The 22,192-nt window shown below is 52.9% G+C and carries 25 protein-coding genes; 9 read left to right on the forward strand and 16 right to left on the reverse strand.

Features of this window, described 5'->3' with window-relative positions; genetic code table 11:
• Nucleotides 1-33 precede the first annotated feature (33 nt).
• The gene (locus tag OGX67_RS18895; protein ID WP_257652004.1) at nucleotides 34-1,059 is read right to left on the reverse strand and encodes a LysR family transcriptional regulator; all 1,026 of its coding nucleotides are present in this window, start codon (nucleotides 1,057-1,059) and stop codon (nucleotides 34-36) included.
• A 21-nt stretch (nucleotides 1,060-1,080) separates the two neighbouring features.
• Between OGX67_RS18895 and OGX67_RS18900 the strand changes: the two genes are divergently transcribed.
• Nucleotides 1,081-2,280, forward strand: coding sequence for an MFS transporter (locus OGX67_RS18900; RefSeq protein ID WP_137348250.1), 1,200 nt, complete (start codon nucleotides 1,081-1,083; stop codon nucleotides 2,278-2,280).
• A gap of 77 nt (nucleotides 2,281-2,357) precedes the next feature.
• On the opposite strand, the gene flgL is transcribed toward OGX67_RS18900, so the two are convergent.
• The 11 genes from flgL to flgB form a co-directional block, all read right to left on the reverse strand.
• Nucleotides 2,358-3,311, reverse strand: a complete 954-nt coding sequence (gene flgL / locus OGX67_RS18905) for a flagellar hook-associated protein FlgL (protein ID WP_257652003.1) — start codon at nucleotides 3,309-3,311, stop codon at nucleotides 2,358-2,360.
• A gap of 14 nt (nucleotides 3,312-3,325) precedes the next feature.
• Nucleotides 3,326-4,996 carry a flagellar hook-associated protein FlgK gene (gene flgK / locus OGX67_RS18910; RefSeq protein ID WP_257652002.1) on the reverse strand — a complete coding sequence of 557 codons (1,671 nt, stop codon included), beginning with the start codon at nucleotides 4,994-4,996 and terminating at the stop codon, nucleotides 3,326-3,328.
• A 64-nt stretch (nucleotides 4,997-5,060) separates the two neighbouring features.
• Nucleotides 5,061-6,011, reverse strand: coding sequence for a flagellar assembly peptidoglycan hydrolase FlgJ (gene flgJ / locus OGX67_RS18915; RefSeq protein ID WP_003036212.1), 951 nt, complete (start codon nucleotides 6,009-6,011; stop codon nucleotides 5,061-5,063).
• Entirely contained in the window at nucleotides 6,011-7,087 is a 1,077-nt protein-coding gene (locus tag OGX67_RS18920) for a flagellar basal body P-ring protein FlgI (protein ID WP_057063917.1), read from the reverse strand. Before OGX67_RS18920 ends, flgJ begins: the two co-directional genes overlap by 1 nt.
• 33 nt (nucleotides 7,088-7,120) lie before the next feature.
• Nucleotides 7,121-7,819 (reverse strand): flagellar basal body L-ring protein FlgH, encoded by a 699-nt coding sequence (gene flgH, locus OGX67_RS18925; RefSeq protein ID WP_003836756.1) that lies wholly within the window; start codon nucleotides 7,817-7,819, stop codon nucleotides 7,121-7,123.
• A gap of 57 nt (nucleotides 7,820-7,876) precedes the next feature.
• A complete protein-coding gene (gene flgG / locus OGX67_RS18930) occupies nucleotides 7,877-8,659 on the reverse strand; it encodes a flagellar basal-body rod protein FlgG (protein WP_003036202.1) in 783 nt (260 codons plus the stop codon).
• A gap of 13 nt (nucleotides 8,660-8,672) precedes the next feature.
• Nucleotides 8,673-9,428 (reverse strand): flagellar basal body rod protein FlgF, encoded by a 756-nt coding sequence (locus OGX67_RS18935; protein ID WP_003036200.1) that lies wholly within the window; start codon nucleotides 9,426-9,428, stop codon nucleotides 8,673-8,675.
• Between the two features lie 20 nt (nucleotides 9,429-9,448).
• Nucleotides 9,449-10,702: a flagellar hook protein FlgE gene (gene flgE, locus OGX67_RS18940; protein WP_071697337.1), complete on the reverse strand. Its 1,254-nt coding sequence runs from the start codon at nucleotides 10,700-10,702 to the stop codon at nucleotides 9,449-9,451.
• Between the two features lie 26 nt (nucleotides 10,703-10,728).
• Entirely contained in the window at nucleotides 10,729-11,427 is a 699-nt protein-coding gene (gene flgD / locus OGX67_RS18945; RefSeq protein WP_003836761.1) for a flagellar hook assembly protein FlgD, read from the reverse strand.
• An 11-nt stretch (nucleotides 11,428-11,438) separates the two neighbouring features.
• Nucleotides 11,439-11,843, reverse strand: coding sequence for a flagellar basal body rod protein FlgC (flgC, locus tag OGX67_RS18950; RefSeq protein WP_003036191.1), 405 nt, complete (start codon nucleotides 11,841-11,843; stop codon nucleotides 11,439-11,441).
• A 3-nt stretch (nucleotides 11,844-11,846) separates the two neighbouring features.
• Nucleotides 11,847-12,263: a flagellar basal body rod protein FlgB gene (flgB, locus tag OGX67_RS18955; protein ID WP_003846806.1), complete on the reverse strand. Its 417-nt coding sequence runs from the start codon at nucleotides 12,261-12,263 to the stop codon at nucleotides 11,847-11,849.
• A gap of 157 nt (nucleotides 12,264-12,420) precedes the next feature.
• Here flgB and flgA point away from each other — a divergent pair, with 157 nt between their 5' ends.
• The 3 genes from flgA to flgN all read left to right on the forward strand — a co-directional run bounded on the left by flgA (nucleotide 12,421) and on the right by flgN (nucleotide 13,893).
• A complete protein-coding gene (flgA, locus tag OGX67_RS18960; protein WP_003036186.1) occupies nucleotides 12,421-13,080 on the forward strand; it encodes a flagellar basal body P-ring formation chaperone FlgA in 660 nt (219 codons plus the stop codon).
• Nucleotides 13,081-13,173: 93 nt separating this feature from the next.
• A complete protein-coding gene (gene flgM / locus OGX67_RS18965; RefSeq protein WP_003036183.1) occupies nucleotides 13,174-13,467 on the forward strand; it encodes a flagellar biosynthesis anti-sigma factor FlgM in 294 nt (97 codons plus the stop codon).
• Between the two features lie 3 nt (nucleotides 13,468-13,470).
• A complete protein-coding gene (gene flgN / locus OGX67_RS18970; protein WP_003036178.1) occupies nucleotides 13,471-13,893 on the forward strand; it encodes a flagella biosynthesis chaperone FlgN in 423 nt (140 codons plus the stop codon).
• An 85-nt stretch (nucleotides 13,894-13,978) separates the two neighbouring features.
• Here flgN and murJ read toward each other — a convergent pair whose 3' ends face one another.
• The 4 genes from murJ to rimJ form a co-directional block, all read right to left on the reverse strand.
• On the reverse strand, nucleotides 13,979-15,514 hold the full coding sequence (gene murJ, locus OGX67_RS18975) for a murein biosynthesis integral membrane protein MurJ (RefSeq protein ID WP_268043832.1): 1,536 nt from the start codon (nucleotides 15,512-15,514) through the stop codon (nucleotides 13,979-13,981).
• Between the two features lie 222 nt (nucleotides 15,515-15,736).
• Nucleotides 15,737-16,660, reverse strand: coding sequence for a Gfo/Idh/MocA family protein (locus OGX67_RS18980; RefSeq protein WP_204583746.1), 924 nt, complete (start codon nucleotides 16,658-16,660; stop codon nucleotides 15,737-15,739).
• 1 nt (nucleotide 16,661) lies between these two features.
• Nucleotides 16,662-17,309: a YceH family protein gene (locus OGX67_RS18985; protein ID WP_032936214.1), complete on the reverse strand. Its 648-nt coding sequence runs from the start codon at nucleotides 17,307-17,309 to the stop codon at nucleotides 16,662-16,664.
• Nucleotides 17,310-17,343: 34 nt separating this feature from the next.
• Nucleotides 17,344-17,928, reverse strand: a complete 585-nt coding sequence (gene rimJ, locus OGX67_RS18990) for a ribosomal protein S5-alanine N-acetyltransferase (protein ID WP_257652000.1) — start codon at nucleotides 17,926-17,928, stop codon at nucleotides 17,344-17,346.
• A gap of 259 nt (nucleotides 17,929-18,187) precedes the next feature.
• Between rimJ and mdtH the strand changes: the two genes are divergently transcribed.
• From mdtH to bssS, 5 genes are all read left to right on the forward strand, one after another.
• Complete coding sequence (mdtH, locus tag OGX67_RS18995; RefSeq protein WP_003036166.1) at nucleotides 18,188-19,396, forward strand: multidrug efflux MFS transporter MdtH; 1,209 nt, start codon at nucleotides 18,188-18,190, stop codon at nucleotides 19,394-19,396.
• Between the two features lie 114 nt (nucleotides 19,397-19,510).
• A complete protein-coding gene (locus OGX67_RS19000) occupies nucleotides 19,511-20,071 on the forward strand; it encodes a lipoprotein (protein WP_003036163.1) in 561 nt (186 codons plus the stop codon).
• 105 nt (nucleotides 20,072-20,176) lie between these two features.
• Nucleotides 20,177-21,223: a dihydroorotase gene (gene pyrC / locus OGX67_RS19005; protein ID WP_199998406.1), complete on the forward strand. Its 1,047-nt coding sequence runs from the start codon at nucleotides 20,177-20,179 to the stop codon at nucleotides 21,221-21,223.
• Between the two features lie 65 nt (nucleotides 21,224-21,288).
• On the forward strand, nucleotides 21,289-21,534 hold the full coding sequence (gene dinI / locus OGX67_RS19010) for a DNA damage-inducible protein I (protein ID WP_003036157.1): 246 nt from the start codon (nucleotides 21,289-21,291) through the stop codon (nucleotides 21,532-21,534).
• A gap of 340 nt (nucleotides 21,535-21,874) precedes the next feature.
• Entirely contained in the window at nucleotides 21,875-22,129 is a 255-nt protein-coding gene (gene bssS / locus OGX67_RS19015) for a biofilm formation regulator BssS (protein WP_003036154.1), read from the forward strand.
• The last annotated feature ends 63 nt before the right edge of the window (nucleotides 22,130-22,192 follow it).

The raw sequence follows: 22,192 nt of genomic DNA on the forward strand, positions 1-22,192 counted from the left end.
TCAATATCAAAGCCGGCCTTCGGGTCGGCTTTTTTATATCTGATCTACACCTTTCATCCCCGTCAGCTGCGGCATAACCTCCTTCATTAAGGCCAGAAACTTGCGTAAGCGAGTCGGATAGTAACGCGCCCACGGATAAACCAAATGTACAGGCAACGGCGCCGCATGCCACTCAGGTAGCAACGCAGCCAGACGTCCGTTGGCAATATCCTCTGCCACCATCCAACTTGAAACAATAGTCACTCCCAACCCCGCCAGCGCGGCATTCCTTGCGACATAAATACTGTCGGTACTTAATCTGGGTGAAATATTCAACGTGACTGGCTCATTACGCAATTGGTGCAACAACGAAACGCTATGTTGATAAAACGTGTTCACGGCAATCCAGGGCAGTGCTGATAACTGCTCAGGATGAGAAAGCTCGCCGTATTGCTCCAGCAGCCCAGGGCTCGCCACCATACTACGGGGAACTTCAGCCAGTAAAACGGAAACCGTGGCCGGATCCACCTCGGCACCAACCCTGATAGCGCAGTCAATATTATCGCTCAGAAAATCAACGGTTTTATCGTTGAGCATCCACTCTACTGCCACCTGGGGATAGCGCGAAAGAAACTGCAAAAGCGGCTCAAGCAGTTGTTGTTGCCCGAACGCATGCGGTGCACGGACTCGCAACGTCCCCACCGGTTCATCTTCCGTGACATTAAGTCCATCTTCCAGCGCCAGCCAGGCATCAATAATCTTCTTGGCATGCTGGTAACCTCTTTCGCCGTCGTCGGTCAATTTCATCGCATGCGTGGTACGCATGATCAGTTTCACACCCAGCAGAGTTTCCAGGGATTGCAACCGTCGGCTTACAGTCGCTTGCGTTGTCCCCATCTGTTTTGCCGCTGCCGAAAGCGATCCTGCTTCGACAATACGTACAAACGTACGCATCAGCTCCACCCTGTCTATACGCTCATTTTTTATCATTTTCTGTTTCATCATACGTCTGACGTATAACTGTTTTACCACTGTACTCGCTACCACGCCACTCGCTGAAGGATAAAAATAGCCGCACATCCAGTGATTGAGGAATCATTTGTGAACACATATACCGCACTTTCCCGTTGGGTCACTTTCGTTCTGGCAGTAGGTGCCGGATTCAGTGTCGCTGCTATCTACTATGCCCAGCCCCTTCTGCCTTTAATGGGTCAGGATCTGAACTTAAGTATTACCGGCATGGGGTTGGTCCCGACGCTGACCCAGGCGGGATACGCGCTGGGTATTTTGTTTTTATTGCCATTGGGCGATCGTTATGACCGCAGGACATTAATCCTGCTGAAAAGTATCTCTCTTGCTGTGCTGCTTCTGGCATGCAGCTTTACCGGGCAGTTGCATTCACTGTTAATAGTGAGCCTGTTGATGGGCATGGCGGCAACCATGGCACAAGATATTGTGCCTGCGGCGGCAATACTGGCGCCCGAAGGCAAACAGGGAAAAACGGTGGGCACCGTAATGACGGGCCTTCTGCTGGGAATTTTGCTCTCACGTACCGTCAGTGGACTGGTCGGTGAGGCGTTTGGCTGGCGTGAGATGTACCAACTTGCTGCCGTCAGTATTGCCGTAATTACCGCGATTTTGTGGAAAGCACTGCCTCGTTTTACGGTCCATTCCACGTTGAGCTATCCATCATTAATGCTCTCGATGGTGCAACTTTGGCAACGATATTCCACCTTGCGCCGCGCTGCACTGGCACAAGGCTTTCTGTCCATTGCTTTTAGCGCCTTCTGGTCTACGCTGGCAGTGATGTTATCTGAGCATTACCACCTGGGTAGCGCTATAGCGGGTGCTTTTGGTATCGCGGGAGCAGCCGGAGCGCTTGCTGCACCGATGGCGGGCCATCTTGCCGATAAAGTGGGTGCAGCAAAAGTGACGCAATTGGGTGCTTTGCTGGTAACGGTATCTTTCGCACTGATGTTTTTGTTACCCGCCCTGCCCGTTCAGGGGCAGTGGCTGCTTATCGCCCTTTCGGCGGTAGGTTTTGATCTCGGATTGCAATCCAGCCTGGTTGCCCACCAAAACCTGGTCTATAGCCTGGAGCCTCAGGCACGAGGACGATTGAACGCTCTGCTGTTTACCATGGTGTTTATCGGTATGGCGCTGGGTTCCGTTCTCGGGAGTCAGGTCTATGCGCTTGCCAACTGGGAAGGTGTGGTGACGCTGGCAACCTTCAGCAGTGCGATCGCGTTGGTCATAAGACTGACGGGGAACCCGTCGCTTAGTAAGGCGTCGGTTGCCTAAAAAAATGCCCGCTCCGGGGTGTTAAAGGAGCGGGCAGACAAACATACCCAGTTTCAAGATATGTTCAAAAAGGGATATTACCGATTAAGCTGGAACAACGACATTCCCTGCATATCGGTAAACGCTTTATAAGAAGCCTGAAGCGCGGCCTGCTGCATGACGTAAGACGAAATCGCCGCATTCCAGTCGACATCCACCAGGTTACTCATCTGTTGGGTTTGCCCTAATGCACGATCGGCGCCCAGTGAATCCAGCGAGCTTAATTCACTCAGTTGCGTACCTAATTCTGCACGAACGGAAAGCACGTTGTTCAGTGAGTTTTTCAGACCACGATTGGTTTTATCGATAGCTGCTGCGGCTTTATCCTTTGCCACATCATCACCTGCAATAGGAATTTTTAGCTCTTCAATCGCGCTATCCAGCATTTTGAACAGATTCTTTTCCTGAGTACCGCCACCTGGTTCCGGTACGGCGTTGCTGGTCAGGTTGGCGAAGATTTTATCGCCCGTATGGCCAATGACCATGGTACGGGAGGCATCAACCTGCTGGGTCACATTTGTCGTACCGCCGCTGTATGCGCCATCAGTCTGGGCAAACGGTGCAGATTCTGTTTTATATCCACCAAAAATGTAGCGCCCATTACCGTCGGTGCTGTTCGCCAGGTTCATCAGTTGATCGCGGATCCCCTGCAGATCGGTGGCTAACGATGCACGGTCATCATCACTTAACGTACCGTTGCCCGCGCTAACGATTTTTTCCTGCGCGGTCTGGATCGCCGTCGTCACCTGGCTCAGAACGTTCTCTTCCAGCGACACCTTTTGCGTCGCGAACGAGCGTGCCAGCGTATATTGGCTGTTCTGCGCCTGAGCCTGAGAAAGTACCACGGCCTGCGAGGCGGCAATCGGATCGTCTGATGGGTTGATCACGCGCTTGCCCGTTGACATTTGCTCGCCGAACTTCATCCATTCAGCCTGAGAGTTAGTGATGCCGCGCATGTTCTGCTGGTACATCATCTGGGTGCTAATACGCATAGTCTCCCTCTCCCTTAGCGGATATTAATCAGTGCATCAAACAACGCATTCGCGGTCTGCAGCACTTGAGCATTAGCCAGGTAATACTGCTGAAAACGCTGTAAATTACCGTACTCTTCGTCGAGGTTAACGCCGGAAATAGACTGTTGCTGCCGGTAAAGCTGTGTCACCACGTTGTTCTGGGTGGTGGCGCTGGTTTTCAGCGTAGCGGTTTTGTTCCCGACATCGCTTACCAGCGTGGCATATGCATCGTTGAAGGTCTTATTGCCGACAGTCGCTTTGGTTTGCAGATCCAGCAGTTTCTGACCGTTACGGTTATCGCTTGCACCTGTATCCGCAGCAGGATCAGTGTTTTTCTCTGACGCCATGGCGATTTTCGACTCGTCGGTCACCTTGACTTTCATATCAACGATAACGTTTTCTACCGGTTTCAGAATAAAACTGTCATTCTCTTGCGGCCCGGGGTTGGGGGGATTAATAGTCACTGTCACTTTCAGACCATCAATATCCAGTTTTCCGTCCGCACCTGGTGTAGCTTCAAACGTTGTGTTATCTGCCAGACGCGTCACCTGCCACTTACCGCCACTGAACACAACCTTATAGTCGGTAGCCTGTACTTTCGAACTGTCACCAACTTCTGCAGTTAATTCCGCTTTGCCAGTATTTTTAGCATTACTCAGTACAGACGGGCTGCCGATATCAAAGAAATTCCCACCCTTATCGCCGTTGGCATCAAAACCTTCTTTATGCTGGGCGTTAAATGCACTGGCAAATGCAAGTGCCAGTTGGCCTAGGGTATTACGCGTCTGATCCAGCTCCTGCGAACGGAAGGTGAGCAGTCCGCCCAGTGAACCGGTATTCAACAGTTTCTCAGGAATTTCAACAGCTCCGGCAACCCCATCAACGTAGGCCACTGTTGTACGATTAGGATCGTCGCTGGAAGGTACTGCCGCCAGTTGGCGTGCATTGCTGCCCTGCACCAGCGAATAGCCGTTGGCCATTGTCAGGTTGTAGGTGCCACCATCCTGAACGCTGACTTCAACACCGACAATCTGATTCAGTTCACTGACCAGCTGGTCGCGTTGGTCAAGCAGGTCGTTAGGAGATGCACCTGCGCCGACGCCTGTCATACGAGAAATCTGGTCGTTGAGGCTGGCAATTTGTTTCGAATAGTTGTTGATCTGATCGACGCTGGCTTTAATCGCGGTATTAACCTGCTTATCCTGATCGCGCAGATACTGATCGGTCGTTTTAAACTGATTTACCAATCCATCAGCTTTACCGATCAGCGCCTGGCGCGCCGCCGGATCTTCGGCGTTACTGACCAGCGTCTGCAGACTGGTAAAAAAACCCTGCATTGAGGTCGAAATAGAGCTGGTTTTGCTGGAGAGCAAATTATCGATTTTTGACATTTGCTCATAGCGCGTCGTCAGACCGCTGCTCTGGTTCTGCGCTGCTCGCAACTGGTTAGTGATAAAGGAGTCATACTCGCGCTGTACACCAGAAACATAGACGCCATTGCCTACCCAGCCCCCCGCACCCAGCGTGCTGTTCGCTTGCGCCATAATTGTTGTTTGTCGGGTATATCCGGCAACGTTATAGCTGGAGATGTTATTACTGGCAGTATTCAACGCGGCCTGCGCTGCGCTGAGTCCACTCATCGCGTTATTAATCAAGCTGGACATGGAGGTTCCTTGTAATCCTTCAATACTCGTTATTATCGGCAGCAGGTCGGTAGACTTGAGCTATTTAAAAGAGATTATCGAGATTCGTGCTGTAGGTTTTACTCACCTTTTCGCTCATCGATTTCAACTGCTGGATCATGCTGGTTAATTTACGTGCATAGTTAGGGTCTGTGGCGTAACCCGCATTTTGCAATGCCTGCGCCCCCTGTTCGGCGGTCGCGGCAGCGGTCACCGCCGCATAGCGCGGGTTACGGGATATCAGACCGACATAATCCGACAACGCCTCAAGGTAAGAGCTATAGACACGGAATCTGGCTTTCACCTTTTTCGCCTCACCGTTCTCATATTCAGTGGTGGTGATTTCAGTGGTTGGACCTTTCCAGCTTCCCGAAGCCTTCACACCAAAAATGTTGAAACTCGGTTCGCCATTCTCGCGACGAATTTGTCGCTGCCCCCATCCGGACTCCAGCGCCGCCTGCGCCAAAATCAGATGATGCGGGACCCCGCTCTGCTGACTGGCCAGCTTAGCCGGCAGTGACAGCTGGGCGAGGAAGTCTTTGCTGTCACCTGACAGCGGCTCATCATTGCTTTCTGTCGCCCGGGGAATGGCTTTGCGGACCAGTTGCGTCAGTGCCTGATTTTGATAGCTAGTCACCGTTTCCAGTGAAAACTTCATCGGCACCTGCGGCGCGTCACCCGCAGGTTGCGCTTGCCCTTCAGTCATCTGCTTGACCATCATTTCAGCCAGCCCCAGACCTTTGCCTGCGGTCATCTGCTGTGCAATTTGTTGGTCATACATGCTGGTATACAAGCGCGTTGAATCGCTGCTAAACATGCCATCTTTCGGCAGCGCTTCACGCATGCTTTTCAACATCATTTGCACGAACATCCCTTCAACCTGACGGGCGACCGGGCGGATATTCGCCGCCGGGTCCTGACCCGCTTTCGCTTTCAGTTCGTTCAGAGATTGCGCATCCCAGGCGGCACTGGTCAGCAGTTTGCTGTCACCAATCATTAGATGATTTCCAGTTTGGCGCGTAAGCAACCCGCGCTCTGCATCGATTGCAGAATGGACATCAGATCCATCGGCGTCGCTCCCAGCGCATTCAGCGCACGCACAACGTTGTTCAGGTTGGCGCTGGAACGTACGCTTTGCAGCGAACCACCGCTTTGGCGCAGGTCAATCTGGGTTTGTGGCGTCACTACGGTTTGTCCACCGCCAAACGGTGTGTCCGGCTGGCTGACGTTCGCCTGGCGGTTCACCGTGATCGACAAGTTGCCTTGTGCCACGGCACAGCTATCCAGCGTTACTTCGCGGTTCATGACGACAGATCCGGTGCGTGAGTTGATAATCACTTTCGCATCCTGCGGCGTGACGTTCACCTCCATATTCTGGATATCAGCAAGGAAACGCACCTGCGAGCTGTTGCCGCTTGGCACGCGCACCTGAATAGTGCGGGCATCCAACGCCGTTGCGCTGCCAAAGCCACGCGAGCGGTTAATGGTGTCGGTAATCTGCTGCGCCATCGTGAAATCTTCATTATTCAGTTGCAGATTAATGGTGTTACCGCCGCCGAACTGGCTGGGTAATTCACGTTCGATGGTCGCGCCGTTGGTAATGCGTCCGCCATTGAGCTGGTTTACCTGCACGCTGCTGCCACCCGCAGCCGCGCCCGCACCGCCAACCAGAATATTCCCCTGCGCCAACGCATATACCTGGCTATCGACCCCTTTCAGCGGGGTCATCAGCAGCGTTCCGCCGCGCAGACTTTTAGCATTACCCATGGAAGAGACCACAACGTCAATAGTTTGCCCCTGACGACCAAAGGCCGGGAACTGCGCGGTGACCATTACCGCTGCCACGTTTTTCAACTGCATATTGGTGCCGGTGGGCACGGTGATCCCCAACTGCGACAGCATGTTGTTGAGCGTTTGCGTGGTAAACGGCGTCTGGGTGGTCTGGTCACCTGTACCATCCAGACCCACCACCAACCCATAACCAATCAGCGAGTTTTCCCGCACGCCCTGCACGCTGGTCAGGTCACGAATACGGTCGGCATGCGCGAAGGCGGTTACCAGCACCAGTGCCATTCCAACAAAAAATTTAAACACGGGGTACCTCGCTTACATCGGCGACAAATTAAGGAAGAAACGCTGCAACCAGCCCATATTTTGCGCTTCATTGATGTAGCCGTTGCCGACGTACTCAATACGCGCATCCGCAACCTGGGTTGACGGTACGGAGTTGCTGCCACTGATGGTGCGCGGGTTAACGACCCCGGAGAAGCGAATGAATTCAGTGCCCTGATTTATGGCGATCTGTTTTTCACCCACGACATGTAAGTTGCCATTCACCAGTACCTGATCGACCGTTACGGTCAGCGTACCGCTGAAGGTATTTCTGGCGTTCGCGCCGCCTTTACCGTTAAAGGAGTTACCGCCTGAGGCTTCTACGTCGGCACGTTCGTTACCGAACAGACCTTGCAGATAGCGCGGTACGGTATCAAAGCCAAAGTTTGTCTTGCCGTCGCGACTGGCATTCGCCGAAGAGCTTTTGCTCGCGCTGACGTTTTCCTGCAATACGATGGTCAGCGTATCGCCAATATTGCGTGGACGACGGTCTTCAAAGAGTGGCTGATAACCATAGTTAATCGGTTGTGCCGACTGGAAGATTGAGCCATTCGCCACCGGCGTTGGACCTGGAACGGGCTGGGCAGTCGTCGCGCCCTGCACGAGGGGAGTAGCCGGGATCCAGGCACATCCTGTTAGTGAAACCACCAGCAGGGCTAAAATAGGGTATGGGTGAAGCGCGTATTTTCGCATTGCGGTCATCTTCAAAATCAGTGTGCCGGTGAGGTTTTCACCCCACCGGACTCCACTTTAGAGTTGCGTCAGTTTTTGCAGCATCTGATCGGTGGTCGATACCGCTTTACTGTTGATTTCGTAAGCGCGCTGAACCTGGATCATGTTTACCAGCTCTTCCGCCACGTTGACGTTAGAGGTTTCAACATAGCCCTGATACAGCAGACCCGCGCCGTTCAGCCCCGGCGTGCTCTCGTTCGGCGCACCGGATGACTGCGTTTCGGTGTACAGATTCTCACCAATGCTTTCCAGACCGGTATCGTTCATGAAAGTTGTCAGGTTAAGCTGCCCGACCTGAACAGGCGCCGCCTGTCCCTGTTGGGTCACGCTGACAATCCCGTCGCGTCCTATGGTGATACTGAGCGAGTTGGCCGGAATGGTGATGGCAGGCTGAACCTGAAAACCACCCGCCGTCACCAACTGACCGTTCTGATCCACCTGGAAAGAACCGTCGCGGGTATAAGCGGACGTACCATCGGGCAACATGACCTGGAAAAAGCCCTGGCCTTTAATCGCCACATCTTTACTGTTGTTGGTCTGCGACAGGTTACCCTGGCTGTGTAAACGCTCGGTCGCAACCGGACGTACGCCGGTACCAATCTGCAAACCAGACGGCAATGTGGTCTGCTCAGAAGACTGTGCGCCAGGCTGACGAATCGTCTGGTACAACAGATCTTCAAACACGGCACGTTGGCGCTTAAATCCGTTGGTGCTGACGTTTGCCAGGTTGTTGGCAATCACATCCATGTTGGTTTGCTGCGCATCCAGGCCGGTTTTGGCGATCCATAATGAACTGATCATAAAATGTCCTGTATTAACTCATCGACAGCAGTTGGTTGGCGCGGCCCGCGTTATCATCCACGCTACTGATAATTTTCATCTGCATTTCAAAGCGGCGGGCGTTGGCGATCATGTCGCTCATCGCAGCAACCGGTTTAACGTTACTGCCTTCCAGCACGCCCGACATCACACGGATGCTGGGGTCGGCCTGTAACGTCGCACCACGGGTAGCCTGTGCGGCCTGGGTCAGACGGAACATACCGTCATCGCCACGTTGCACTTCGATCCCTGTTGCCTTCACCAGCTTCAACCGCCCCACTGGCGCGACCGTATTAGCCGGATCGCCAGGGTTAAGTGCAGAAATTGTCCCGTCCGCCGCAATGGTGACTTCTGAACCTTCTGGTACGGCTATCGGTCCGGCTTCGCCAATTACCGGGTGTCCCTGAATAGTCAGTTCACCCGTTGGGCTTACCTGAATAGCGCCGTTACGGGTATATCCTTCGCTACCATCTGCGGTCTGCACAGCCAACCAGCCATCCTGTTGCAGCGCCACATCCAGCGGGCGGGAGGTATAGTCCATCTGACCCGGCGTCATATCGGCCCCCGGCGTGGAGGCCACGACCAGCGTACGTGTCGGTAAAGACAATCCTTCTACAGGAACCGCGCGCAGTGCATTGAGCTGCGCACGAAACCCTGGCGTGGAGGCGTTTGCCAGGTTGCTGGCCGTCACCGCCTGTTGATTCAGCGTCTGACTGGCCGCGCCCATGGCGGTATAAATTGCGTGATCCATTAAGCCATCCCGTCAGGCGCTTAGCGCAGGTTGACCAGCGTGTTGAGGATCTGATCCTGGGTTTTGATAGTCTGCGCGTTCGACTGATAGTTACGCTGGGCGACAATCATATTCACCAGTTCTTTACTCAAATCCACGTTTGACGCTTCCAGCGCACCGTTGGTCAGTTTGCCAAAGTTACCTTCGCCTGCGGTACCCAGCAGCGCCACGCCGGAAGCCTGAGTCGCCGCCCAGACGTTATCGCCCTGAGATGCCAGACCTTCGTTATTGGCAAAGTTTGCCAGCACGATCTGCCCGAGAACCTGTTGCTGTTCGTTGGAGTAGTTACCGACCACCGTTCCGTCATTGTTAATCTGGTAACTCACCAGATCGCCCGGCTTGTAGCCGTTCTGATTCGTGGCGACGATGTTGTTGGCGCCGGTGTTTTGCTGCATGGAGTTCAGGAAGCTCAGAGAGAAGTTCGCCGGAACTGCGCCATTGATCGTACCGGTTGTAATTTTGATATCCTTTGGCCAGACGGCTGGAGCCGTCGGTGGTAACTCGGCTGCCGTGGCACTAATACCTAAAAACAAACCATTATTATCAAAACGCATAAACCCTGCCGATTTCTCAGCATCCCCAGTAGAAGCATCTTGAGTGAAAACTTCCCAAGTGTTGCTCTGCGCATTTTTGACATAAAAAATGTTCATGTCATGAGCGTTACCCTGGCTATCGAAAACGGTAACACTGCCTTTTTTGTTGTAGGAATCGGCATCGCTTGGGTTAAACGGGGTTTTGGTAGGGACCTTGTCAGTGGAGTTCAGGTTGACCTGCATTGACGCAGTAGTGGTGGATTTAGCCGCCATCAGCGTATTCGGGATAGTGATCGGTGCCGGGTTTGCACCCTGCTGAACTGTCGGTGGGGTACCGGTAGCCGGATAGCCCGTCAGCTGCAGCCCCTGCATGTTAACGATATTGCGATTTTCATCGAGCTTGAACTGACCGTTACGGCTGTAGAAAACGGAACCGTTGCTGTCTACCATACGGAAAAAACCGTTCTGGCTGATAGCAACATCCAGACCACGTCCGGTGTTGGTGGTAGTACCGTCGGTAAAGTCCTGAGTAATACCCGCAACTTTAACGCCCAAACCGACTTTCGAACCGGCAAACATATCGGCAAAAGATGCCGTACCGGATTTAAAACCGTAGGTGGCGGAGTTGGCGATGTTGTTACCAATGACATCGAGGTTGGTCGCTGCAGCGTTCAGACCGCTGACCGCTTGAGAAAAGGCCATGACTTACTCCTGATAAGTGTGAAGGCTTAAATTATCTGCCGTACTTCGTCGAGGGTGGTGGTTCCATAGGTGCCAAGATCCAGCGTATTACCGCCGTTACTGCGAATAACGCCCTGCACCAGCGCAAACTGAAGCGGCTGTGCCACCAGTTGCGTTCCGCCATTGCTGGCAGCAATTGACACGTTGTAAGAACCGCTTGGTGCATCCGTGCCATCGGTCATGGTGCCGTCCCAGGTAAAGGTATGAACGCCTGCTTTCAATCCGCCAATGTCAATGGTGCGTACCACTTTGCCGTCTTTATCGGTAATGGTTGCGGTAACCTTATCTGCCGGTTGCTGCAGCTCAACGCCAAATGGTGTTGTCGTGGTTTTGGCACCCTCTTCCGTCCCCTTACCGGTCAGGATGGTGGTACCCGGAATCATGACCCCGTGGCCAATCAGCGTACTGGCCTGCAGCGACTGACTGTTGTCGATCTGCCCGGAGATCGACCCTAACGTGGTGTTCAGTTTCTCAATCCCGCTCACGGTACTGATTTGCGCCAGTTGGGTAGTCAGTTCATTGTTTTGCAGCGGATTGGTTGGGTCCTGGTTTTTCAGTTGTGCGACCAGCAACGTCAGAAAACTGCTTTGCAGGTCAGCGGCATTGCTGCCCGTCAGGGAGCTATTCCCGGTGGCAGCTTTAACGCCTGCATTGCTCGGGTCATTCATGGTTACAGCAATAGACATATGCGCCTCCTTTACTGGCCTAACGTAAGCGTTTTGAGCATCAAGCTTTTTACGGTGTTGAGCACTTCGACGTTTGCCTGGTAGCTACGTGAGGCAGACATGGTGTTGACCATCTCGCCGACGACGTCCACATTCGGCATTTTTACGTAGCCATTCGCATCGGCCAGCGGATTACCGGGTTCATAAACCAGCTTATCCGGTGCCTGACTTTCAATGACGTCAGCAACTTTTACGCCACCAGTTGCCGCACCTGGCGCAGCATCTACCTGAAAAACAACCTGTTTCGCGCGATACGGCTGACCGTCGGGCCCGCTGACGCTATCCGCATTCGCCATGTTACTGGCCGCGACGTTCAGGCGTTTAGACTGAGCCGTCAGCGCAGAACCTGCGATATCAAAAATATTTAACAGCGCCACGAATTAGTTCCCTCCTTGCAGCACGTTCATCATGCCTTTGATTTGCCCACCCAGCGCGGTCAGCCCCATTTGATACTTGAGGCTGTTGTCTGCAAATTGCGTGCGCTCCCGGTCCATATCCACCGTGTTGCCATCAAGAGATGGCTGGTCAGGAATACGGTAGAGCAGCTCCGTAGACGGCGAAGAAACGGTCTGGGCCGGAATGTGTTGTGCAGAGGTCAGCGTCAACGAAACGCCGCCGGTTTCTTCCCGTCCTCGCACCATGACTTTTTTTAATTCACTGGCGAAATCCAGGTCGCGCGCCTGGTACCCCGGCGTGTCGGCATTGGCAATGTTGGCCGCCAATATTTCCTGGCGTTGGGCGCGCAAATTCAGCGCTTCCTGTTGAAAACGTAAGGCGGCGTCGAGCTTATCGAGCATATCTCCTCCGCAAATGACAAAATTCAGCCGACAGCTTAAATCCCATTACGCGCGCGTTATCGCCGGAATAAACGCAAAATGCGTCGCTATTTGTTGCGTTGATGACTGCGTCACACAGGTAAAATCCTGCCACTACCTGAAAAAACGCGAGGTTTTGATGCAAACGTTTAAACGTGGAATAGTCGTGGCAGCACTGCTGTTCAGCCCTATGACGCTGGCGCAAGACCTGAATTCGCAGCTAACGGCATGGTTTTCCCAGCGCCTGGCCGGATTTAGCGATGAGGTGGTGGTCACTATCCGAACGTCACCAAACTTATTGCCGAGCTGTGAGCAACCGGCATTAAGCGTGTCAGGTAGCGCGAAACTGTGGGGTAATGTGAATGTGCTGGCTCGCTGCGCCAACGAAAAACGTTATCTGCAGGTGAACGTGCAGGCGACGGGAAACTACGTAGTAGCCGCCGCGCCTGTAGCGCGAGGTAGCACCCTGACCCCAGCCAGCGTAACGCTGAAACGTGGTCGGCTGGACCAACTACCGCCGCGCGCGGTGCTGGATATGAGTCAGGTGCAGGATGCTGTGAGCCTGCGCGATCTGGTCCCGGGCCAACCGATACAGCTTTCGATGTTGCGCCAGGCATGGCGGATCAAGGCCGGTCAGCGCGTGCTGGTTATTGCCAACGGAGATGGCTTTCGGGTTAACGCCGAAGGTAAAGCGCTGAACAACGCCGCTGTCGCACAGAATGCGCGAGTGCGGATGATTTCAGGCCAGGTGGTGAGCGGCGTCGTCGATTCTGATGGGAATATTCTTATTAACCTATAATAGGTTAAAGATTTTTTAGCGTGTGCCGATAGATAAACAACCAATGATTACAGCGGGCCGCTATAGCGTAACCCCTCGATGAGGAAAAATAAAATGAGCATTGATCGTACCTCACCATTGAAGCCAGTAAGCACCGTTCAGCCGCGTGAAACCAGCGATGCGCCGGTACAAAAAGCGCAGAAGGAAAAAACCACCGCGACCACCAGCACCAGCGTCATGCTGAGCGACGCCCAGGCCAAACTGATGCAGCCCGGCACCAATGACATCAATATGGAACGCGTGGAAGCACTGAAAACCGCAATCCGTAACGGTGAATTGAAAATGGATACCGGAAAAATTGCCGACTCGCTGATTCGCGAGGCGCAGAGCTACCTACAGAGTAAATAAAGTATGACTCGTTTGTCAGAAATACTTGACCAGATGACGACTGTCCTCAATGACCTGAAAACGGTAATGGATGCTGAACAGCAGCAGCTTTCCGCAGGGCATATCAATGGCAGCCAGCTACAGCGTATTACAGAAGAAAAAAGCTCGCTGCTGGCAACCCTTGATTATCTTGAGCAACAGCGCCGCCTGGAGCATGACGCCACGCGCAGCGCCAATGATGAGATTGCTGAACGCTGGCAGACTATCACCAAGAAAACGCAGCACTTACGCGACCTCAACCAGCACAACGGTTGGCTGCTGGAAGGGCAGATCGAGCGTAATCAACAAGCAATACAAGTGCTGAAACCGCACCAGGAACCGGCGTTGTATGGCGCAAACGGTCAAACTTCTGCTGCGCACCGCGGCGGGAAAAAATTCTCTATCTGATGCAAGCCTGATAACGTTTTGCTTATCAGGCCTACGCTTTTTGTAGGCCGGATACGGCGTTATGCCGCCATCCGGCATTGATTCTTTACGCCGTCCGACGCACAAACTCTTTTACTTTAAAGCCCAGTACAGCGAGTGCTGCGAAGTAAGCAGCAATACCTGCCACCACGACAGCGATCAGACGCAGTAGGCGCCACAACATCGTTCCCTGTGACCAATCTGGCATGATGTAGAGCATCCCAACCAGCACCGCCGACATCACCAACACGGAAATCACCAGTCGCGCCAGGAACCAGGTCCAGCCCGGTTGCGGGGTGAAGATTTTCTGCTTACGCAACTGCCAGTACAGCAGTGAAGCGTTCAGACACGCGGCAAGACCAATCGACAGCGACAGCCCGGCATGCTTTAACGGCCCGATAAAGGCCAGGTTCATCACCTGGGTCATAATCAGCGTCACAATGGCAATCTTCACTGGCGTTTTTATATCCTGGCGCGAGTAAAAGCCCGGAGCCAACACTTTCACCACGATCAAGCCAATCAAACCTACCGAATACGCCACCAGCGCACGCTGGGTCATCGCAGCATCAAAGGCAGTAAATTTACCGTACTGGAACAGAGACACCGTCAGCGGTTTGGCCAGAATACCCAACGCTACGGCACTCGGTAATGCCAACAGGAAACACAAGCGCAGGCCCCAGTCCATCAGGCGACAATACTCATCATGATTACCGCTGGAAAAGCTTTTTGACAGCGATGGCAGCAGGATAGTCCCCAGCGCTACGCCAAGCACACCGGACGGAAACTCCATCAGACGGTCGGCATAGTACATCCACGAAACTGAGCCAGAGGCCAGAAACGAGGCGAAAATCGTATTGATGATCAGTGAAATCTGGCTGACTGATACCCCAAGGATCGCCGGGCCCATCTGCTTGACGACGCGCATCGCCCCCGCATCGCGGAAGTTCACACGCGGCAGTACCAGCATGCCAATTTTCTTCAGATGCGGAAGCTGGTAAATCAGCTGTAGCACGCCACCCACGGTAACGGCCCACGCCAGCGCCAGCACTGGCGGATGAAAATAAGGGGCCGCAAACAGCGCGAAACCGATCATGCTGATATTCAGAAAAGTCGGGGCAAACGCAGGAATAGAAAAGCGGTTCCAGGTGTTAAGGATCGCGCCAACCAGTGAGGCCAGTGAAATCAGTAGAATATAGGGAAAAGTGATCCGCAGCAGTTGAGTGGTCAGCGCAAATTTATCCGCTGTGTCGGCAAACCCCGGCGCGGTAACTAAAATCACCCATGGCGCAGCCAACATCCCGGCTACCGTCACCACAGCCAGCGCCAGCGTCAACAGTCCGGAAACGTAGGCAACAAACACGCGGGTAGCATCTTCCCCCTGCTTGCTTTTGTACTCAGCAAGAATCGGCACAAACGCCTGCGAAAATGCGCCTTCGGCAAAAATTCGGCGTAGCAGGTTAGGAAGTTTGAATGCCACAAAAAAGGCATCTGTCGCCATCCCTGCACCAAAGATTCTGGCGACAATCGCATCACGCGCAAAACCCAGCACTCGTGAAAACATCGTCATCGAGCTGACGGCTGCCAGCGACTTTAATAAATTCATCTATGTTGTATTCCAGACTCTGAGGCAAAACCCCGACAAACCTGCCCGTAGGTCGGATAAGGCATTTTCGCCGCCATCCGACACTTTTGCTGTGCCTGATGGCGACACCGTAGCGCCTTATCAGGCCGACAAATCAGCCTATGGTTGAAAAGAGGTGTTATTTTGAGTGGGCATATAGTACCTGGATTACAATGAATTACTACCGCCAGATGTTACAGGGGGTTATTCAGCCATCGCCTCCCGCCACAGCTTTTCAACAACACGCTGGGCCAGTAGCGCCTGCTCGCCTGCCGTCTGGGGAACCGTCTGATTTTGCACGCACTCAATGAAATGACGCGCACATCCGGCAAAACCACGCTGTTCTAAGGTCGTTTGCCAGCCCGCTATCGGCTTATGAACAACACCTTGCCCACGCTCTTCCCGCCATTCCCGCATATCAATTACGTCAATCAGGCCACCGTCCGTCACCGCCTGCACGCTCTCACGCTGGCTACCGGCACGGCGATGCATACTGGTCGTTATCTGCATTTGACCGGTAGAAAAATGGTGCTCGGCGTAAAGCATCGCACCAGATTCATTGGTCAGAAGCGTGCCGTTATTTAACTGCGCCTGCCCTCCCGCCAGCCACAATGCGGTATCGACTACGTGCAGATAGTCGTCCAGCAAAGTGAAACGCAGATCGTGCGGCCCAACGCTATCCGTACGGTGCTTATCCATACGTACAGACGCTGCGGTGCTCAACTGGGTTTTGAGATCCTGGTACAGCGGTGCAAACCGGCGGTTAAACCCGACCATCAGCGTGAGTTTTTTCCGCGCGGCCAGTTCCACCAGTTGCTCAGCCTCACGCAGGTTTTCCGCCAGCGGCTTATCCACACACACGTGAACTCCGGCATTCAGCAATTCACTGACGACCGCATAGTGCGTCGCGGTGCTGGAATGGACGAAAACCGCGTCGCAGGTTTGCGCCAGATTCATCAGTGAATCCACGTAGGGTATCCGCCAGGTATCACAGATACGCTGTGCTTTATCGCGCGAAGGTGAAAAGGCGCCTTGCAGCGTCCAGTCCGCGGAGGTGCCCAGCACGGGTAGCCAGGCCTTTTGTGCAATACCGCCAAGGCCGACAACGCCGATACGTAATTTATTCACGTTAGTCTCCCAGGTGCGCCAGCAATGAATCAAGTCGCTGCTTAAGTTCTGCGACCTCCGTTTCCAGCATTTCCACGCGAGCCTGCAGATCACCCGAGGCTGCAGGGAGTTGATCTGCCGCGGCAATGGCTCCATCAACCTCACCGCAAAACAGGTGCATATAGCGACTTTCACGTTTGCCCGGCTCGCGCGCCAGGCGGATCACATAAGGCCCATCTTCCCGGGTTGCCAGATTTTCCAGTGTCGATTCCACTTCGGCCATATCGCTGAATTCGTACATACGGGATGCGCGACTACGCAATTCACCAGGCGTCTGAGCGCCCCTCAGCAGCAGTGTAGTGATTACGGCCACCTCTGCGGCACTAAGCTTCAGATTGCCAAATTCAGAGTTGCAGAAACGCTGCTCATATTTCGTGACACGATTGCCAAAGCCGCTCACCGTGCGCAGAAAATGTCGCTTAACCAGGTTATCCAACTGCTCCTGCACGTCCGATTCCGACAGGTTCATCACCGGTTCACGATTTGTTTTTTGATTGCAGGCTGTTACGACTCCATTAACGGAGAGTGGGTACTGTTCCGGCGTTGTCACTTGTTTTTCTAATAAACAGCCAATCACTCGTGCTTCGGTGGCGGTTAATTCGTATTTCATCGTCTTCTCCATTAATCATGGCTGCATCTTAAACTTAGCGGCCGGGGATCCATTCTGATGTGGTCAACGCCGTCAGCACGTGATCGCGCCACTGCCCGTCAATCAGCAGGTAGTCTTTGGCATACCCTTCTTTTTCAAAACCCAGTCGCGCCAACAGGTCACCGCTGCGCTTATTATGTGGCATGTAGTTAGCCATAATGCGGTGAATATGCTGCGTGCGCTGCATATAACGGATGGCCGAAGTTAAGGCTTCATACATTAGCCCCTGCCCCTGCCATTTCTGCGCAATGGAGTAGCCGAGATAACAGGCATGGAAGGATCCCCGCACTACGTTTGAGAAGTTCGCAACGCCGATAATCTCTTTTTCGTCCGGATCGAGCAGCGCAAAATAATAAGCGGTGCCCTGTTTATGAAACTCAGAGATCATGCCGAGACGCGCCTGCCAGCCGGACGGATAGCAGTGGCTTTCATCGCGAATAGGTTCCCAGGGTTTTAAGAAATGACGATTTTCTGCGTAATAATCTGCCAGACGCCAGGCATCACGCTCATGCACTAAACGCACGACCAGGCGGTCCGTGGTTAAGCGCACTTTTGGCACGTTACTGCGATAGCCAAACATTCTATACCTACTCCTTCCCGTAACGTCTTCAATACGCTATTCGCATTACTATACCTGTGCGAATACACCCTGTGAAAAGAGCAAAATGCCATTTTTTGAATTATTCACACATTTTGATGAAAACTCTCTATCAAGACGGACTTTTGATAAAAAAATATTGTCCCGCGAAGGGTGGGAAAAGCGATGACGACACCGCAGAATAGGAGGTGCTTATCTTTTAAACTCTATCCAGAGTGACGAGTTTTTCCCTGGAGGGGAAATGTCGCAAGTCTCGCAGGCAAGGAACCTGGGTAAATACTTCCTTCTCATCGATAATATGCTGGTCGTGCTGGGTTTCTTCGTCGTTTTCCCGCTGATCTCAATTCGTTTCGTCGACCAAATGGGCTGGGCCGCCGTGATGGTCGGTATCGCGCTTGGATTACGTCAATTTATTCAGCAGGGGTTGGGTATTTTCGGCGGTGCTATTGCTGACCGTTTCGGCGCCAAACCGATGATCGTCACCGGCATGCTGATGCGCGCAGCCGGGTTCGCCACCATGGGCATTGCGCATGAACCGTGGCTGCTGTGGTTTTCCTGCTTTCTTTCCGGGCTGGGTGGCACGCTGTTCGACCCTCCCCGTTCGGCGCTGGTAGTCAAGCTGATCCGCCCGGAAAAGCGCGGGCGTTTTTTCTCTATTCTGATGATGCAGGATAGCGCCGGGGCCGTGGTCGGCGCGTTACTCGGCAGTTGGTTATTGCAATACGATTTCCGTCTGGTATGTGCCACCGGCGCAATTTTGTTCGTTCTGTGCGCGGCGTTTAACGCCTGGCTGCTCCCGGCATGGAAGCTGTCGACGGTGAAAATTCCGGTGCGCGAAGGGATGAGCCACGTGATGCATGACAAGCGCTTTGTCACCTATGTGCTGACGCTGGCGGGCTATTACATGCTGGCGGTACAGGTGATGCTGATGCTGCCCATCATGGTGAACGACATCGCTGGCTCACCAGCCGCCGTGAAATGGATGTATGCCATTGAGGCATGTCTCTCTTTAACGCTGCTGTACCCGATTGCCCGCTGGAGTGAAAAACGCTTTCGCCTTGAACATCGTCTGATGGCGGGCCTGCTGGTGATGTCTCTAAGTATGATGCCCATTGGCCTGGTCGGGAATTTACAGCAGTTGTTCACCCTGATCTGCACGTTCTATATTGGCTCGATCATCGCCGAACCGGCGCGTGAAACTCTGAGCGCCTCGCTGGCGAATGCGCGGGCCAGAGGAAGCTATATGGGCTTCAGCCGACTGGGACTCGCCATCGGCGGCGCAATTGGCTATGTCGGCGGCGGCTGGCTGTTTGACATGGGCAAGGCCCTGGCACAGCCTGAGCTGCCCTGGATGATGCTCGGTATTATTGGCTTCATCACCTTCCTGGCGCTGGGCTGGCAATTCAGTCTCAAACGCCCAACGCGAGGTATGCTGGAGCCAGACGCCTGATAGCCGAACCTGCGTCCGGGCACTTTTCAGTTTTTTCTGCTGGCGTCCGGGGCGCTGGTACTCGATGATGCTTTGTGTCACGATTACACCACATGCATCATGTTGAGGAACCCCATGAAAAAGTTTTTTTTTGCCGCTGCACTGATTGTCAGCGGCCTGTTGGTTGGTTGTAATCAACTCACGCAATACACGGTTAGCGAGCAAGAAATTAATCAAGCCCTGGCAAAGCATAATAACTTTTCAAAAGACATCGGTTTGCCCGGCGTTGCTGAAGCACATATCGTACTGAATAATCTCGCCAGCCAGATTGGTCGTGAAGAGCCAAACAAAGTAACCCTGACCGGCGATGCCAACCTGGACATGAACTCCCTGTTTGGCAGTCAGAAAGCGACCATGAAGCTGAAGCTGAAAGCCTTACCGGTTTTCAATAAAGAAAAAGGCGCGATTTATCTGCAAGAGATGGAAGTCGTCGACGCCACCGTCACGCCAGAAAAAATGCAGTCAGTACTGCAAACGCTGATGCCGTATTTAAATCAATCGCTGCGTAATTATTTCAACCAGCAACCAGCGTACATTCTGAAGGATGACAGCAGCCAGGGTGAAGCGCTGGCGAAAAAACTGGCGAAAGGTATTGAGGTGAAACCGGGTGAAATCATCATCCCGTTCACCGACTAATAAAACTGAGGGCGCTGATGCGCCCTTTTTTTTCGTGCAAACGAAAACGTTTCCGCTTATCCTTTGTTTCCGGCAAAAAAGACTATCCTCAGCCGGAGCATATTGATGACTGCACCATCCCAGGTTTTAAAGATCCGCCGCCCAGACGACTGGCATCTTCACTTTCGCGATGGCGACATGTTAAAAACTGTCGTGCCCTATACCAGTGAAGTTTATGGCCGCGCCATTGTCATGCCGAACCTGGCACCGCCCGTCACCACGGTTGACGCGGCTATCGCTTATCGCCAGCGCATTCTTGACGCGGTACCTGCCGGACACGACTTCACGCCATTAATGACCTGCTACTTAACGGATACGCTGGATCCCAACGAGCTGGAACGTGGATTCAACGAAGGCGTATTCACCGCGGCAAAACTCTATCCAGCCAATGCCACCACCAACTCGACGCATGGCGTAACCTCTATTGACGCCATCATGCCGGTGCTGGAGCGGATGGAAAAATTGGGTATGCCACTGCTGGTGCACGGCGAAGTCACGCATGCAGATATCGATATTTTCGATCGCGAAGCGCGCTTTATTGAAACGGTGATGGAACCTCTGCGTCAGCGTTTGACCTCGCTGAAAGTGGTGTTCGAGCATATCACCACCAAAGATGCTGCCGAATACGTGCGTGATGGTAACGAACTTTTGGCTGCGACCATTACGCCACAGCACCTGATGTTTAACCGCAACCACATGCTGGTTGGCGGGATTCGCCCTCACCTGTATTGCCTGCCAATCCTCAAACGTAACGTCCACCAACAGGCGCTGCGTGAACTGGTTGCCAGCGGGTTTAAGCGCGCATTCCTCGGTACCGACTCAGCGCCGCACGCGCGTCATCGCAAAGAGTCAAGCTGTGGCTGTGCGGGCTGTTTTAATGCACCGACCGCGCTGGGCAGCTATGCCACCGTGTTTGAAGAGATGAATGCGCTGGACCATTTCGAAGCCTTCTGCTCACTCAACGGCCCACAGTTCTATGGCTTGCCGGTAAATGAGACCTTTATTGAGCTGGAACGCATGGAGCACCTGGTTCCTGAGAGCATTGCACTGGAAGACGATACGCTGGTGCCTTTCCTGGGTGGCGAAACGGTACGCTGGTCAGTAAAAAGCTAAAAAAAGTGTAGCCAATCGATGCGAATAACTGTATAAATAAACAGTATATTCCACAGGGGGCTACTATGCGTATTGAAGTCACTATTGCCAAAACTTCACCTTTACCTGCCGGTGCAATTGACGCACTGGCAGGTGAACTCTCCCGCCGTATTCAGCACCATTTTCCGGATAACGAAGGTAACGTTACCGTCCGTTATGCCGGCGCAAACAATTTGTCGGTTATTGGCGCGACTAAAGAGGACAAAGAACGCATCAGCGAGATCCTACAGGAAACCTGGGAAAGCGCGGATGACTGGTTCATCAACGAATAAATAATGATATGCAGTGATGTTTGTTTGCCGGGTCGCCCCGGCTTTTTTATACACACTATCCTGTAATCAATCGCGCATTTCTTCTGACGAGTATTTAATTTAATATTAACCCACCGATTATATTTTAACCAAAACAACAAAATAATTGTGCAACATACTAAAAAAAAATGAATAACATGTTGGTTTCTTAGTCAGATAACGCTGAAAACAAAAAATTTATGCCCTTCCCTCTTTAAATTTTCAATGAATACCCTTATTTATTGATATACTGAAGTTGCTTCAGAAAAAAACGCATTGAACCTCGAAAACCGTTGTCTAGTAACACGAATTAGGGGGCATGATGGAAAAGAATAATGAAGTCATTCAGACTCATCCGCTTGTAGGGTGGGACATCAGCACTGTTGATAGCTACGATGCGCTGATGCTGCGTTTGCACTACCAGACCCCGAATCGCCCTGACCCGGATGGGACTGAAGTTGGTCAAACGCTCTGGTTAACCACTGATGTTGCCAGGCAATTTATTTCGATATTAGAAGCAGGAATCGCCAAAATTGAATCTGGCGATTACCAGGTAAATGAGTATCAGCGACATTGAACCTGATACATCCAACCATCAAAAGGCACCTTAACGGTGCCTTTCTTATTTCCAGGTTGAATA

Source organism: Citrobacter sp. Cf118, assembly GCF_030334095.1.
Lineage (GTDB): Bacteria > Pseudomonadota > Gammaproteobacteria > Enterobacterales > Enterobacteriaceae > Citrobacter > Citrobacter freundii.